Source organism: Pseudomonas sp. SCPG-7 (genome assembly GCF_002156405.1).
Classification (GTDB): Bacteria; Pseudomonadota; Gammaproteobacteria; order Pseudomonadales; family Pseudomonadaceae; genus Aquipseudomonas; species Aquipseudomonas parakoreensis.
Genome location: NZ_MVOO01000001.1, coordinates 786,626 through 800,903 on the forward strand (window position 1 = coordinate 786,626; position 14,278 = coordinate 800,903).

General features: G+C 56.9%; 12 protein-coding genes and 1 pseudogene. 8 read left to right on the forward strand and 5 right to left on the reverse strand.

What is annotated here, in order from left to right:
- Positions 1–73: 73 nt before the first annotated feature.
- Positions 74–1,375, reverse strand: a complete 1,302-nt coding sequence (locus B1722_RS03535; protein WP_086791384.1) for an OprD family porin — start codon at positions 1,373–1,375, stop codon at positions 74–76.
- A 374-nt stretch (positions 1,376–1,749) separates the two neighbouring features.
- Here B1722_RS03535 and tssI point away from each other — a divergent pair, with 374 nt between their 5' ends.
- The 5 genes from tssI (at position 1,750) to B1722_RS03565 (ending at position 7,650) form a co-directional block, all read left to right on the forward strand.
- Positions 1,750–3,993 carry a type VI secretion system tip protein VgrG gene (tssI, locus tag B1722_RS03540; RefSeq protein WP_256578835.1) on the forward strand — a complete coding sequence of 748 codons (2,244 nt, stop codon included), beginning with the start codon at positions 1,750–1,752 and terminating at the stop codon, positions 3,991–3,993.
- Between the two features lie 3 nt (positions 3,994–3,996).
- Positions 3,997–5,289: a VRR-NUC domain-containing protein gene (locus tag B1722_RS03545; protein ID WP_086791386.1), complete on the forward strand. Its 1,293-nt coding sequence runs from the start codon at positions 3,997–3,999 to the stop codon at positions 5,287–5,289.
- 12 nt (positions 5,290–5,301) lie between these two features.
- Positions 5,302–6,426: a type VI immunity family protein gene (locus tag B1722_RS03550; RefSeq protein ID WP_086791388.1), complete on the forward strand. Its 1,125-nt coding sequence runs from the start codon at positions 5,302–5,304 to the stop codon at positions 6,424–6,426.
- A gap of 465 nt (positions 6,427–6,891) precedes the next feature.
- Positions 6,892–7,161 (forward strand): DUF2790 domain-containing protein, encoded by a 270-nt coding sequence (locus tag B1722_RS03560; protein WP_041064369.1) that lies wholly within the window; start codon positions 6,892–6,894, stop codon positions 7,159–7,161.
- Between the two features lie 90 nt (positions 7,162–7,251).
- A complete protein-coding gene (locus B1722_RS03565; RefSeq protein ID WP_041064372.1) occupies positions 7,252–7,650 on the forward strand; it encodes a hypothetical protein in 399 nt (132 codons plus the stop codon).
- Here the strand turns inward: B1722_RS03565 and B1722_RS03570 are convergent.
- Positions 7,647–7,916: a DUF1652 domain-containing protein gene (locus B1722_RS03570; RefSeq protein ID WP_041064375.1), complete on the reverse strand. Its 270-nt coding sequence runs from the start codon at positions 7,914–7,916 to the stop codon at positions 7,647–7,649. The two genes, B1722_RS03565 and B1722_RS03570, sit on opposite strands and share 4 nt — an antisense overlap.
- Before the next feature lie 370 nt (positions 7,917–8,286).
- Here B1722_RS03570 and eco point away from each other — a divergent pair, with 370 nt between their 5' ends.
- Positions 8,287–8,772, forward strand: coding sequence for a serine protease inhibitor ecotin (gene eco, locus B1722_RS03575; protein ID WP_041064378.1), 486 nt, complete (start codon positions 8,287–8,289; stop codon positions 8,770–8,772).
- Between the two features lie 21 nt (positions 8,773–8,793).
- Positions 8,794–9,099, forward strand: a complete 306-nt coding sequence (locus B1722_RS03580; RefSeq protein WP_003225174.1) for an NIPSNAP family protein — start codon at positions 8,794–8,796, stop codon at positions 9,097–9,099.
- A gap of 24 nt (positions 9,100–9,123) precedes the next feature.
- On the opposite strand, the pseudogene ilvA reads toward B1722_RS03580, so the two are convergent.
- The 3 genes and pseudogenes from ilvA to B1722_RS03595 form a co-directional block, all read right to left on the reverse strand.
- Positions 9,124–10,125, reverse strand: a pseudogene (gene ilvA, locus B1722_RS03585) (threonine ammonia-lyase, biosynthetic); the annotation flags it as partial.
- Positions 10,126–10,465: 340 nt separating this feature from the next.
- Positions 10,466–11,389, reverse strand: a complete 924-nt coding sequence (locus B1722_RS03590; protein WP_041064381.1) for a magnesium transporter CorA family protein — start codon at positions 11,387–11,389, stop codon at positions 10,466–10,468.
- Positions 11,390–11,396: 7 nt separating this feature from the next.
- Positions 11,397–12,971: a RimK family protein gene (locus tag B1722_RS03595; RefSeq protein ID WP_041064384.1), complete on the reverse strand. Its 1,575-nt coding sequence runs from the start codon at positions 12,969–12,971 to the stop codon at positions 11,397–11,399.
- Between the two features lie 92 nt (positions 12,972–13,063).
- Here B1722_RS03595 and B1722_RS03600 point away from each other — a divergent pair, with 92 nt between their 5' ends.
- Complete coding sequence (locus B1722_RS03600; protein WP_041064387.1) at positions 13,064–14,182, forward strand: peptidase C39 family protein; 1,119 nt, start codon at positions 13,064–13,066, stop codon at positions 14,180–14,182.
- Positions 14,183–14,278: the final 96 nt, after the last annotated feature.

Genomic DNA, 14,278 nt, shown 5'->3' on the forward strand with positions numbered 1-14,278 from the left:
GATCTTTGATTTTGTTTTTTACAATCAAGATCAAAAGATCGCAGCCTTCGGCAACGCCTACAGGGGGTGAGGTTTACAGGACGGAGAAGTTGTAACTCACAATCAACCGGGTCTCATCCACATCCCGCGCAAATTTCTCATAATTGGTGCGGTAAGTCGCATTGCGCAGGCGCAGGCTGACATCCTTGAACGTGCCCGTCTGGATCACGTACTTCAACTCGCTGTCGCGTTCCCACTCTTTGCCTTCCTGATCGCTGCCCGGGACTTTGATGTGGTCACCGTTGACATAACGGGTCAGGAAGCTCAGGCCGTTGATGCCGATGGCCTTGAAGTCATAGTCGTAACGCAGCTGCCAGGAGCGCTCCTGCGCCGCCGCGAAGTCGTTGACCTGCACGTAGTTGACCAGATACGGATTGCTGCCATCGAGGTACGGCATCGAGTTGTCGCCGTTCATGCGCTGCCAACCGGCACTGAAGGTGTGGCCGCTGATGCCGTAGGAGAGCATGCCGCTCAACGCGCGGTTGTCGATGGAGCCGGCCTTGGCATCACCGCTGTCGGCGCTTTTCAGCAAACGCACATCGGCCTTCAGCACACCGTCACCCAGCGGTTGGTTGCCGAGCAAGCCAATGAAGTGCTGGCGGTAGATGTCTTCCAGCTCGGCGTAGTGATACTGCGCGGTCAGGCGATCGTTGATCTTGTAATCGATGCCGTACATGTCGAAATGATCGGCGGTGGTGTTGCAGGCGTAGCGCTTGTTCTTACAGTGCACGCGGATGTCTTGCGAATCGGTGGAATCGCGCGCGGTGTACTTGTCCAGACGCGCGGCCATGAAGGTCAGATCCTTCACTTCTTTGGAGGTCAGCATCGCACCGTTGAACATGGTCGGCAGCAAGCGGCCGTCGTTGTACTTGAGCAGTGGCAGATCCGGCAGCAGTGCGCCGTACTTCAACACCGTGTCCGAGACCTTGACCTTGGCGGTCAGGCCCATTTTTGCGTACTGACCCTTCGAGCCGCGCGGGTTCTCGCCGCTGGACGGCAGCAAGCCGCTGTTGCTGCGATCAGGGCTGGAATCGAGCTGAAAACCGAGCATGCCCAGCGCATCGATACCGAAGCCGACCGTGCCCTCGGTGTAACCCGATTGCAGATTGAGAATAAAGCCTTGCGCCGACTCTTCACGCTTGGAAGCGCCCTGGTCGCTTGAGGTGTGCCCATCACGGAAATCGCGGTTGAAATACACTGTGCGCGATTCGATTTTCGCCGTGGTGTCTTCGAGAAAACCGCTGGCCTGAACCTGCGCGGCAAAACCGGCGCACAGCAAAGCGGCTCCGAAGCCAAACGACTGGCGCGGGGTGATGAGAGGGAATGGGGGACGCATGAAAAACTCCAACAGTACAGCGTTTGCGCCAGGGCGCAGTCAGCCAGAAAAATAGCTCCCGTCCCGGATCAGAAACAGCCGGGAAGAAGTGGACACGCAGGGGTGAGCGACAATGATGGCAGATGGCTTTGACGGCCTGAAGGCGACTTTAGTCTGAAACTGACTGGCGATTCTCAAGCACTGAACCGCTCTGAACCACGCATTGCCGGCTCCTTCAGAACGGCGCAACCCGCGGTTTCACTGGCTCGAAACGCCGATCTAAGGGTTTTCCCTATACGTCGCAGCTCCCGCGCCTACGGCATTTGCGCCTTGAACGAGGCGGTCTAATCCTCCATCATCCGTCACCTGCTTATTCAATGGACGGAATTCAAGGCATGCTGGACGCCAACGCTACCCACATTACCCTTACCCTCGAGGGCGCCTCCGCCGACCTGCAAGTGCTCAGCTTCACCGGTCGCGAAGCCCTCAACGAGCCTTTCCGTTTCGACCTCGAACTGGTCAGCGCCCGCCCCGACCTGAAACTCGAAGAGCTGCTGCACAAGCCCGGCGTCCTGACCTTCGGCGCCACCGGCGAAGGCAAGATTCATGGCCTGGTGTACCGCATCGAGCAAGGCGATTCCGGCAAGACCCTGACCCGCTACAGCATCAGCCTGGTGCCGCAGCTGGCCTATCTGCGGCACAACCATGACCAGCAGATTTTCCAGAACCTCACGGTGCCGAAGATCATCGCCCAAGTGCTGGAAGATCGCGGCATTCTGGCCGACGCCTACAGCTTCCAGCTCAAAGCCGAGTACCCGCAGCGCGATTACTGCGTGCAGTACGACGAGTCCGACCTGCACTTCATCCAGCGCCTGTGCGAAGAGGAAGGCATTCACTTCCACTTCCAGCACAGCAGCAGCGGCCACAAACTGGTGTTCGGCGACGATCAGACGGTGTTCCGCAAACTCAAGGCCGTGAGCTACCAGCAAGACTCCGGCATGAGCGCCGACAAACCGGTGATCAAGCGTTTCAACCTGCGCCTGGAAACCCGCACCACCCGCGTCAGCCGCCGCGACTACGACTTCGAAAAACCGAAGATCCTGCCCGAAGGCGCGGTCAAATCCGAGTTCGCCCCGGATCTTGAGGACTACGATTACCCCGGTCGTTTCACCACCCGCGAGCGCGGCAAATTCCTCTCGACCCGCGCCCTCGAACGCCATCGCAGCGACTACAAACTCGCCGAAGGCAAAGGTGACGAACCAACCCTGACCAGCGGCCACTTCCTGACCCTGGCCGACCACCCGCGCGCCGAATGGAACGACTTGTGGCTGCTGCTGGAAGTCTTCCACGAAGGCAAACAACCGCAAGTGCTCGGTGAAAACGTCACCAGCGACGTCACCGACAACAAAAGCGATTTCCACCAGGGCTACCGCAACAGCTTCCTCGCCACCCCGTGGGACGCGCACTACCGCCCTGCCCTCGAACACCCGAAACCCAAAGTCCTCGGCAGCCAGACCGCGGTCGTCACCGGCCCGGCCGGTGAAGAAATCCACTGCGACCAGTACGGCCGCATCAAAGTCCAGTTCCACTGGGACCGCGACGGCCAGTCCGACGACAAAACCACCTGCTGGCTGCGCGTCGCCAGCGGCTGGGCCGGCGCCGCCTACGGCGGCATCGCCATCCCGCGCATCGGCATGGAAGTCCTCGTCACCTTCCTCGAAGGCGACCCCGACCAGCCCCTCGTCACCGGCTGCCTGTACCACAAGGAAAACGTCGTCCCCTACGACCTGCCGGCAAACAAGACCCGCAGCACCTTCAAAACCCTCAGCTCCCCGGGCGGCAAGGGCTACAACGAGTTTCGGATTGAAGACAAAAAGGGTGCCGAGCAGATCTACATCCATGCGCAGCGCGATTGGGACGAGAACATCGAGCACGACCAGAAGATTCGCGTGGGCAATGAGCGGCATGACACGGTTGAGGCCAACACCCTTAGCGAGTTCAAGGTTGAGGAGCACCGGATTACCCATCTGGATCGCGTCAGCGAGATGCGCGCGGATGATCACCTGACGGTGGGCGTGACGCAGCATGTGAAGGTCGGTACGGCACAGTTTGTCGAGGCTGGGACGGAGATTCACTATCACGCGGGTGAAAAAGTGGTGATCGAGGGTGGCATGGAGCTGACCGCCAAGGCGGGCGGGAGTTTTGTAAAGGTGGATGCAGGTGGCGTGACCATCAGCGGGGCTGAGGTGAAGGTGAATACCGGTGGTGCGCCGGGTGTGGGGACCGGGATCGGGATTTTGGTGCCGTTGATTCCGGGGTTGGCGGACAAGGATAGGTTCGGGAAGTTACTTGAGAGTGCCCCGCGCAGTCACAAAGCGAGGTATCTGCTTCAGGACGAGAAAACTGGAAAGCCTTTAGTAGGAAGCCCTTACACATTGAAGTTGGCCGACGGCACGCTGATTTCTGGCTACACAAACAAAGAAGGAAAAACTTTCCTGGCTCATAGTGCTGAACCAACTGAAGTAGAACTGTTAACACCAATTCGTAAGCCTGAGCCGGAAGAGCAACTGATAAGGGCAGGTGAAAGTGCGCCAAAGGAAATGATCCTGGACTTCAAAAACGCCAACTTGGAGGGCTGACACATGGCAATCATGCAACCACCTCAGACGCCGCAAGGATGCACAAGCACCAGTATTGAAGGTACGATCAAAGAGGCTCCACTGCCTAACCCTGACAATAAGCCTTATTTGATGGAGAAAGCGAACTATGCCTCGCGATTTCCAAAATTATCTATAAAGAAAGCCAAAGATGGTGGCGTCACAGGCTTGGAGCTTAAACAACTTGTTATGAGCGGATTGATTCGCGCAGACGAATACCGCTGGGATTTTCTTTGGGACTACAAAGCAGAAGTTTGCTTTGACATGGCATCCCTTCCTCCCAAACCATTTCTGAGTTCATCATGGGTTGGTAACGACACGAATCCTGATCCTTTGAGGCGACACACTCTATTTCCCTTTCCGAAAGGATCAGTGAAAGGACTATTACGGCGCCCGGACGTCATAATCGTCAAAAGTCGCAGCCTGCGCTGGCCCGGACGAGCCGGAGTAGACCATCAAGGCGTTCAACACCCAGATAATCTGGCAAGACTTGTAGAAGTGAAATTTCCCGGAGATGTTCTTGGTCTGGCTCAGCGTGAAGCCTATCTAGACATAGCAGGCGACTCTAATCGTTTCTCGGTCTTGGAAATAAATGATTGTCGTGATGACGGTGAACGTGAACGCGATAGACAATACAATAAAGAAAATAAACCGACCGGAGAGTTTAATCCTCTACAATGGCCGGTTTTACTACCACCTGCAGGTGGACCAAGACAAGCACCTCGACCGGCTCCTGTTCCGGTGCCGGCGTACGGTCCGACAGCTACCCCCAAACCCGCACACGTTGAGAGTTGGACCCAGCAGGTACAAGAGGCTGTAGATGGACTACTGGAACAGGGAGCTAAAGGCATTCGTACGCTTTCGAATGAGGTTCAACAACACCTGGAAGATGCTGCCATCTGGCTTGGAGTTAAAGGGCAATGGATTAGACGCGAGTCTAAAAAAGCCTGGGAGTGGGTCAGTGAAACGGGCGCTCAAATCATTAGTTGGACGGATGAACAACTTCGCGCTGCGTGGAAAGAGATTCAGCATTACACAGATCTGACCCTTGAAAAGCTAAAAGAAATTGACTGGATGCAAGTATTGATTGGTGTCGGAACCATTGTAGCCACGGTGGTCGTTGCCTTCGCCATTGGGACCGCACTCGTAGCAGCAGGGGTTCCTGCTGCAATAGTTGGCGCCATACTGGTTATTGTCCGATTAGCACAAGTGTCTTGGGCCTTGTTAGCGAGTATTTTGGGTGGCGCGGCCGTCACTGCAGCGGTGTCTGCCGGATAAACAGAGAAAACTATGAACACATTGGAAAAACTGACTAAGCGAGCTCCTGACCTGATGTTTGAATTACCGGATGGTACTCCGGTTGTCAGATTAGGATTGATCGTCACCCTATACTTCAAAGAAGGCTATACGCTGCAAAGCAAACAGGCCGTCATGCAGTGTTTCGCAAGATTCAAAGAGGAATTTGGTCAGCACCTTAAAGGTCAGTTTGATGATCGATATAAAAAGCTTACTGATGCGAGCTTCAATAAAAAAGTCTCTAAAATCCTCGAGACGGGTCCAAATGAGCAGTACGAATGGCACATCAGTAGCGCTGCGACGGCTAACGAAGCCGGCGAGTACAACCTGTCCGCACTGAATTCTTTTGAAGCTCATGGCGATCAAAAACGCTCATTTATCAAAATGACATTGCCATGGAGCATACTGCAAGCTCCCGACGGAGCTGCACGCTATCGAGACTGGATTGTTTACCTAGCCGACAAAGTCAAGGCTGAGCATGGATATGGCGGACTATCCAGCATCTTGCCCTTTGACTTCGATAGCTATATGCCCATGGAGTACCAGTTGGCTCAGCAATACACTGGCCTTGAAGTTGACTCTTTGGTGACAAACTTCAAACGAGAACTGCTTGACCATATTAAAGGAGTAAATTGGTATACCGTCGTAGGCAATCGATTTGCGGAACAGTTGGGCGGTATAGATGCGATAAGTCATTCGTTTAGCGGTCGTGGCGACGTAGAAGTAATTAAATATCAATATGGTTTGATTGTTCGCGCCGGTGAACTTCCCGATCTAGGCCCTATTAATGAGCCATTGCCGACGGCGTATGTCGCAGTAAATCGCGTTTTTAAACCACTGCGCATCCCCACACCTAATCAATTGCATACATATACTCCGTATGGGAATTGTTTCGAAGAAGACAGCACTGTACGTTGGTACGCTCGGTTCGATCAGGACGACAGCTTTTCTAAATCACCCGCTCGGCTTGAGGCAGGTCAACCTTGCAGTGTTGCCGGTTACTGGTTCACCCCTGCACAAAAAGATTCTCGTCGACACTTCAATCAGGGGGAAATTTTACCGAGCTTCAGCGGCTCGAGTTGGGGCGATACTCTTTGGTATTGGTCAGGCGAAGAATAAGTAACCTAGCTACTTACTCAGCGCCAACTTTCAGGCGCTGAGTATATAAGGCTGGGCTACCCTTCGTGCCGAACTCAGCTCGCCCGAAGGCGTCCTGCACACGGCCACCACAGCAATGCACTACACGGTCAAAGAACTCCGCGGTGCAAATGATGGCACATATGCAATCGATTATTCTCAGGTGACCAAACCCGAGCCGCTGATTTTGCAGCGACGCCAAACCATACCCGCCCCGCTCCCGCCGCCGAAAGCAGACAAGGCATCACCCCTTGTAGGAATCGGCACCGCATCCCCGAGAAATCCTCCCTCCGCCAGACAGCCGGCGTTCAGCCAGGTTAACCATCGCTTAACGCCGCAGTCCAAGACTGTACTGAACCGCACACCTCAGCCCCTGGTTGACGCCGAGTGCGGCAGGTTCGGCCGTATGGCGCCGAACGCTCATTCCGTCGCACGGGAGTCTGATTCATGAACATTCGCACGCTATTGCTCACCTCCGCCCTCGCCTGCAGCGCATTCGCCGGGCTGGCCCAGGCCAATGACACCACCGCTACGACCAAGTCCGTTCCCTACCAGTACGGCATGCCGTTGCATGTGAACAAAGTGATCTCCATGACCGAGCAGCCCACGCGCCAATGCAAGGTCGTGAGCGCTGATATGAAGTACATCGACAATGCCGGCAAGCCTGCGGAAATCACCTACCGGAAAATGTCTGACGCCTGCAGCGAGCAGAACTGACAGAAGGCTCTGATTTGCGGCTTTGCGGTAGGCGATGAAGGCTTCGCGGGTTATGCTCGGGGTCCCTTCTTACTGCCGCAAGGACTCGCCATGCAGTTGTCGTTTCGCACACTGTCGATCATCACCGCTTCGTTGTGTTTTGTACTCGCGCTGGTCTGGGGCTTTTTCCCGGAGGTGTTGCTGGCGATCTGGAGCATTGAGTATTCGAGCTCGGTCGGTTTTGTCGCGCGGCGCAGTGCGGTGCTGTTTGCGGCGTTGGGGGTGATGTTTTATCTGGTGCGCAGCGCGCCTCCGTCGCTGGGTCGCAATGCCCTGAGCAACGGGTTTATCGTCGGTTGTTTTGGTCTGGCGGTGCTGGGGTTTGGCGAATGGCTTAACGGCCATGCCGGCCCCGGGATTCTGCTCGCGGTGCTGGTCGAGTTCGCGCTGGGCCTCGGCTTTGTGCAGGCCCGGCGCGTGACGGTCGAACTGGGTGAAACGGTGAGTTAAAGCGCTCTGGAGCGAGGACTGTAATGCTGTAGTGTGGTTTGTTGCGCCAGATCCGAACGCAGGCCGGCAATCAGTTCATTGATCTCGCGACAGCCGTTGAGGTGGCTGGCGTCGATACCGCTGACGTGCAGATCAACCTGGTCAGTCTGGTGGTCGCCGAAGACCTTGACGGTCATCGACAGGTCTGGTGACAGCGTGCACTGGCAGCGTTTAGGCAGAAAACTGCTTTCAATGATATTGCGTAGTTCCAAGGCAGACAGAAACATGGTGAACCTCTCCTTATTGATGAAACTGCCAATCAACTCTTCACGTTGACCGCTTTTGCTGCCCCTGCACGGGTGTGTCCCCGCTGATTCCCTGGTGCGGCAAACGGTTGTACTGCGAAATGCCCATTGGAGTGTAGGCGCCCGAAGCCGGTGCGCTGCACCAAAGCGACGCATAAAACGTGCCTTTCATCGGGTCATTTCGACCCTCATGAAATCAAGCACTTGGCGCGGTGGCCAGCAGTTGGCCAGTTGCAAAATGCAAGATCGGGCCTTCTGCGCACTGCAATTTGCAAGTCGACGCCGGTTTGCATTCATCGCTGATGACAGTGAGAATGCCCGACATCCACCCTACACCCGCCAGGAGGCTTTCATGGGTTCTTTACGCGCTCGCGCGACAATCGGTCTGCTCATTGCCGGCCTGTCCACCCTCGCCCACGCGGCCAAACTCGAAGACGTCGCGCCGTATCCCAAGGCGGAAAACGGCTTCACCCGCCAAGTCATCTACCTGCCCAAACAGGATCAGGAAGAGAACTTCCAGGTTGAAGTCCTTGCCGGCAAGACCCTGGAAGTCGACTGCAATCGCCAACGTCTGGGTGGTGTTCTGGACGAGAAAAATCTCGAAGGTTGGGGCTACCCGTTCTACCGGCTGGAAAAAGTCATCGGGCCGATGAGTACGCTGATGGCTTGTCCGCCCGGCAGCCAGAAAAAGCGCGCCTTTGTCCCGGTCGTCGGTGATGGCTTCATGCTGCGTTACAACAGCAAGCTGCCGCTGGTGATTTACGCGCCCAAGGACGTCGAAGTGCGTTACCGCATCTGGTCGGCTTCGGACAAGGTCGGTACCGCCATCGCGGAATGACCTGAAACAGGAGCGCCAAACTTGATTACTTGCCATGTGCGATACGTGATCGATCCGTACCAACTGACCGAGTTCGAAGCCTATGCCAAGGCTTGGCTGGGCATCGTCGAGCGCTTGGGCGGCACCCATCACGGCTACTTCCTGCCCTCCGAGGGCGCGAGCAACATCGCCTATTGCCTGTTCAGCTTTCCTTCGCTGGCCGATTACGAAAGCTACCGGCACATCGCGCTGACCGACCCGGAAAGCACGGCGCTGGTGGAATCACTGGTGCAGAAGAAATTCATCGTCAGCTACGAGCGCAGTTTCCTGCGCCCGTTGCTGCCCTGAGCGGTATCACGCCGGGACGCCGCACATCGCGGCGCGCTCGGCGACGTGGCGCAGGCTGTCGAAGTTGATGTTGGCGCCGGAGTCGACCGCGACGAAGGTCTGCTCGCGAACACCGCTGCGCGCCACGTATTGCTTGATGCCGGCCACCGCCAATGCCCCGGAAGGCTCGGTGATCGAGCGGGTATCGTCGTAGATATTCTTGATCGCCGCGCACAGCTCGTCATTGCTGACGGTGACCACCTCGTCCACGCAAAACCGGCACACCTCAAATCCATAAGCGCCGATCTGCGCCACGGCCACACCATCGGCGAACGTACCGACACTGGGCAGCACCACCCGCGCATCCGCGTGCAGCGCCGCCTTAAGGCAGGCCGAGTGCTCCGATTCGACACCGATGATCCGTACCTCTGGCCGCAGGTATTTGACGTACGCCGCGATGCCGGCGATCAGGCCGCCACCGCCCACCGGGACGAAGATCGCATCCAGCGGTCCCTGATGCTGACGGAGGATTTCCATGGCCACCGTGCCCTGGCCGGCGATCACCTCCGGGTCGTCAAACGGCGAGACGAAGGTGCACCCGGTCTGCTCGGCCAGTTGCAGCGCATGGGCCAGGGCAAACGGAAAACTCTCGCCGTGCAGCAGCGCCTCGGCACCCCGACTTCGCACCCCAAGCACCTTGAGTTCGGGCGTGGTCGAGGGCATGACGATGGTCGCCGCGACCCCCAGTTCACGCGCCGCCAGCGCCACGCCCTGCGCATGGTTGCCCGCCGAAGCGGTGATCACCCCGCGTGCTTTCTGCGCATCGCTCAATTGCACCAGTTTGTTGTAGGCGCCACGGATCTTGAAGGAGAACGTTGGCTGCAGGTCCTCGCGCTTGAGCAGAACCCGATTGCCCAACGCCTCGGACAGCGCTGGCGCCGCTTGCAACGGCGTACGCACGGCGATGTCGTAGACCGGCGCGGCGAGGATCTTTTTCACGTACTGTTCAAGCAGGGTTTGCTGGTCAGGGCTGTATTTCATCGTCATCTCCGGGCGCTCTGTGCAGGACCTGCCGAAGGCTGCGATCTTTTGACTTTGTTTTTCTCAAATCCAAAGCAAGATCAAAAGACCGCAGCCTTCGGCAGCTCCTACAGGGAGCCTTCGTTGGTAAAACCCAGGAGACAGAAAATGAAAACCCGCCTCTAGGGCGGGTTGGGTGCTGCAGTCGTGAGCTAGCCCGCCAAATGAGGAATGGCGGTAATAATGCTTGGCTGGCAGCGCAATACGGTGGAAGTCATGGGCCTGAAGTTAGCCCGGCGGCGAGCGGCGAGTCAATGGCTTATTTGACACTGGCGTTATAGGCTGGCGTCGACCAAGTCACCACGGATCACTTGGCCAACCGCCGCAACCCAAACAACATCCCCCCGGCCCCCAACAACATCACCAGCAGAAACACCGGGTAGGAAATCCACCACGGCGTGCCCGCCGTCATCATGCTGAATTCCGACATCCCGCCAATGCTCGCAATCAGGTTCAACGGCAGAAACACCACGTTGATCAACGTCAGTTTGCGCAGCAGATTGTTCATGCTGTTGTTCATCAAGTTGCCGCGCGCATCGATCAACCCGGAGAACACCGTGGAGTAGATCTCCGCTTGCTTGTAACACTGGTTGTTTTCGATGATCAGGTCGTCGATCAGTCCGATCGCCTCGCTGCCGAAATGCTGTTTTTCCGCATGATTGCGCAGACGCGTCAACACCGCGCCGTTGCTGTGCAAGGCATTGATGTAATAGATCAGGCTTTCGCTGAGGTTGAACATCTGCACCAGATGCTGGTTCTGCATCGAGGCGTTGAACTTCTGTTGCAGCTCGCGGGCGACCAGTTTGATCACCTTCAGATGGCCGAGGTAATGGTGGATGTTGTTGAACAGCAGATCGAGCAACACATCCAGCGGCGCATTGAGCGGCTGGCGCGTGCCGATGCCGTGCAGCGGCGTGTCGTCGGTGGCGATCACCAGCAATTGACCGGGCGCAAACAGCAGGCCGCAGGACGACACTTCAAACGCCAGGCTGCCACCGCCGGAATAGTTTTCCGGGCGCTTCCAGATCAGAAACAAATGATCAGGGTGAAACTCGATTCGCGAGACTTCGTCCGGGTCCAGCGCCGAGGCCAACGCGTGTTCGTCGACCTTGTAGTGGCTGTGGAGCAAATCGCGCTCGGCCGCATCCGGGTTGCTGAACAGCATCACTTCGGCGTCCAGCCGCTCGACCCGCTGCAGCGCGCCATGAGTCAGTGCGAAACTGCTGATCATCGGCGCTTCACCAGGCCTGGCCGCGACGTTTGAGCTCCAATCGTCGCACAAACTCCTCCAGCACCAGTGAATACAGATCGTCCTGCAAATAGGCATCCTCGATGCCGGCGTCGAGGTTCGGGTTGTCGTTGACCTCGATCACCACCACTTTGTCGCCGGCCTGTTTCAAGTCCACGCCGTAGAGGCCATCGCCAATCAGGTTGGCGGTCTTCACCGCCAGTTCCACCACCGCTCGCGGCGCCTCGTGCACGGCCAGGGTACGGCACTCGCCGTTGACGTCCTGGCCCTTGGCTTTGTGGTTGTAGATTTGCCAGTGGCCCTTGGACATGAAGTATTGGCAGGCGAAGATCGGCTTGCGGTTGAGCACGCCGATCCGCCAGTCGTACTCGGTGTAGAAAAACTCCTGAGCCAACAGCAACACCGAGTGTTCGAACAGTTCGGCGGTGGCCTCCAGCAGCGCCTGCTGACTTTCGACTTTGATCACTCCGCGAGAAAAACAGCCGTCGGGGATCTTCAACACCAGCGGAAAACCGAGGCGTTCACCGACCCGTTCGAAATCTTCCGGTCGCTCCTTGTAGAGAATTTCCGTGGCGGGCATGCCCAATTGATGGCTGTTGAGCAGGTCGGTCAGGTAGACCTTGTTGGTGCAGCGCAGGATCGACGTCGGGTCGTCCATCACCACCAGGCCTTCGCTTTCAGCCTTCTTGGCAAAGCGGTAGGTATGGTTGTCGACGCTGGTGGTCTCGCGAATCAACAAGCCGTCGTACTCAGCGATCCGCGCATAGTCCTTGCGCTCGATCAGCTCGACGTCGATGCCCATACGCTTGCCGACCCGGACGAAATTCTCCAGTGCCTTGGCGTTGGATGGCGGCAAGGCCTCCTGCGGATCGTGCAGGATCGCCAGGTCGTAACGCGCCACTTGCGGCGAGCGTGGTGCTCGCCAGACTTTACGGCTGAAACCGTCCAGCGCATTGGCGAACTGATCTTCCTGATCGTCGCGCAACTTATGCAGGGCACCGGACTTAATGCCTTCGATGTGCCAACCGTTAGTTCGCCGAAACTCAACTAACAGAATCGGGCACGGAAACACTTCAAACAATTGTCGAGCCAGATCCTGTAGTGGCTCGATATGCGTTTTTCCGAAGTAAAGCGTCAGGGTGAAACCTTCGGTATCGCTGTACAGATGATGAGTGAGGGCTTTTTCCAGAGTTTTATCGAGATCGTCCAGTGCCAGACCGTAAAGCGATTTTTTCGTCAGTTCGCTGATGGTGCGCACCGATGGAATCACCTTGTGGCCGCGGGCTTCTGCCAGCAGCGAGCAGTAGTAACCGTGCCCCAGATACTTGTAGCTGCGGCACAGATTGATCACCTGCACGCGCTTGCCCGGCTCGTTGTCACGGGTTTGCTCGAGGTATTCCTGAGCGGTGACGATGTCCTCGCTGGGGAAGTACGAGGCCCAATCTTCCTTGCGTTCGACGATGATCAACACTTGACTGGAAGTTCTGATGGCTGAATTTAAAAAAGTTGCCGCCGGCAAACTTTGCTCGGATACTTCGCGCCAATGACCCTGTACCGCTGACATAGAGATTGATCCGTTGGAGAACAAGACCATTTCTATTAAGCACGAAGTTTTTCGAAAGTCCCGTTTCGTTACGCAACTTTTACGGTGGTCATATGAGTGCTGTTTTTCGTTTGGCGGTAGTTGAAGATTTGCCAGCGCTGCTGGCTCTGGAAATGCAATGTTTCACCAGCGACCGGCTCACCAGTCGCAGCTTTCAATGGATGATCACCCGCGCCCATGCGCAACTGCTGGTCGCCGAACTTGACGGTCGATTGCTCGGCTACGCCCTGGTGCTGTTTCATCGCGGCACATCACTGGCGCGCCTGTATTCCATCGCCATTGCCGGCGAAGCTCGCGGTACTGGGCTGGGAAAACAACTGCTGCAACGTATCGAGGCCTGCGCCGTGGAGCATGACTGCGCGTACCTGCGTCTTGAGGTGCGCATCGACAACCCCAGCGCCATCGCGCTTTACGAGCGCAACGGCTATCGGCGCTTTGCGTTGATTCACGATTACTACGAGGACCACGCCGATGCGCTGCGCCTGGAAAAGCGCATTGTTCAGCACCGTGATTCGCGCAATATCAAGGTGCCCTATTACCTGCAAACCACCGATTTCACTTGTGGCCCGGCCTGTCTATTGATGGCCATGGGCGCGTTGCAGTCGGCGCGCTCACTGGAGCGACGTGAAGAATTGCAGATCTGGCGTGAGGCGACCACGGTGTTCATGACGTCCGGCCATGGTGGCTGCAGTCCTCAGGGCTTGGCACTGGCCGCTTGGCGTCGAGGTTTCCAAGTGCGTTTGCAGCTCAGCATGGCCGGGCCATTGTTTCTCGATGGCGTGCGCGATGAGCATAAAAAAGACGTCATGCGCCTGGTGCATGAGGAGTTCAGCGCACAAATGCACGAGACCGATATCGAGCGCAAAATTGGCAACCATCTGGATTTACCGCGCCTGCTGCAGGCTGGCGGACAGCCTCTGGTGCTGATCAGCAGCTATCGCCTGACCCGTTCCAAGTCCCCGCATTGGGTGGTGGTCACCGATTGCGATAAAGACTTTGTGTATCTGCACGATCCGGATGTCGACCACAGCCAGCATCGTCAACCGATGGACTGCCAGCATGTGCCGGTCAGCCATGGCGAGTTTGAGAAGATGAGTCGGTTTGGGCGTGGGAAATTGCGCGCGGCGGTGGTTTTGTATGCCCGCGCTACGCCAACTATCGTCAGGCCCTAGAGGTTTTTTTTTGGCGAGGGAGCTTGCTCCCGCATTAGTTCGTAGTGCTCATAAGAGCTTAGGGCTGCTGCGCAACCCAGCGGGAGCAAGCTCCCT

What these genes read in the sequence shown, in the direction of transcription:
- B1722_RS03590 (WP_041064381.1), bottom strand. Translation starts at nt 11,389, where the DNA reads ATGATCAGCAGTTTCGCACTGACTCATGGCGCGCTGCAGCGGGTCGAG.
- B1722_RS03600 (WP_041064387.1), top strand. Translation starts at nt 13,064, where the DNA reads ATGAGTGCTGTTTTTCGTTTGGCGGTAGTTGAAGATTTGCCAGCGCTG.
- B1722_RS03595 (WP_041064384.1), bottom strand. Translation starts at nt 12,971, where the DNA reads ATGTCAGCGGTACAGGGTCATTGGCGCGAAGTATCCGAGCAAAGTTTG.
- B1722_RS03550 (WP_086791388.1), top strand. Translation starts at nt 5,302, where the DNA reads ATGAACACATTGGAAAAACTGACTAAGCGAGCTCCTGACCTGATGTTT.
- tssI (WP_256578835.1), top strand. Translation starts at nt 1,750, where the DNA reads ATGCTGGACGCCAACGCTACCCACATTACCCTTACCCTCGAGGGCGCC.
- B1722_RS03560 (WP_041064369.1), top strand. Translation starts at nt 6,892, where the DNA reads ATGAACATTCGCACGCTATTGCTCACCTCCGCCCTCGCCTGCAGCGCA.
- B1722_RS03545 (WP_086791386.1), top strand. Translation starts at nt 3,997, where the DNA reads ATGGCAATCATGCAACCACCTCAGACGCCGCAAGGATGCACAAGCACC.
- B1722_RS03570 (WP_041064375.1), bottom strand. Translation starts at nt 7,916, where the DNA reads ATGTTTCTGTCTGCCTTGGAACTACGCAATATCATTGAAAGCAGTTTT.
- eco (WP_041064378.1), top strand. Translation starts at nt 8,287, where the DNA reads ATGGGTTCTTTACGCGCTCGCGCGACAATCGGTCTGCTCATTGCCGGC.
- B1722_RS03535 (WP_086791384.1), bottom strand. Translation starts at nt 1,375, where the DNA reads ATGCGTCCCCCATTCCCTCTCATCACCCCGCGCCAGTCGTTTGGCTTC.
- B1722_RS03565 (WP_041064372.1), top strand. Translation starts at nt 7,252, where the DNA reads ATGCAGTTGTCGTTTCGCACACTGTCGATCATCACCGCTTCGTTGTGT.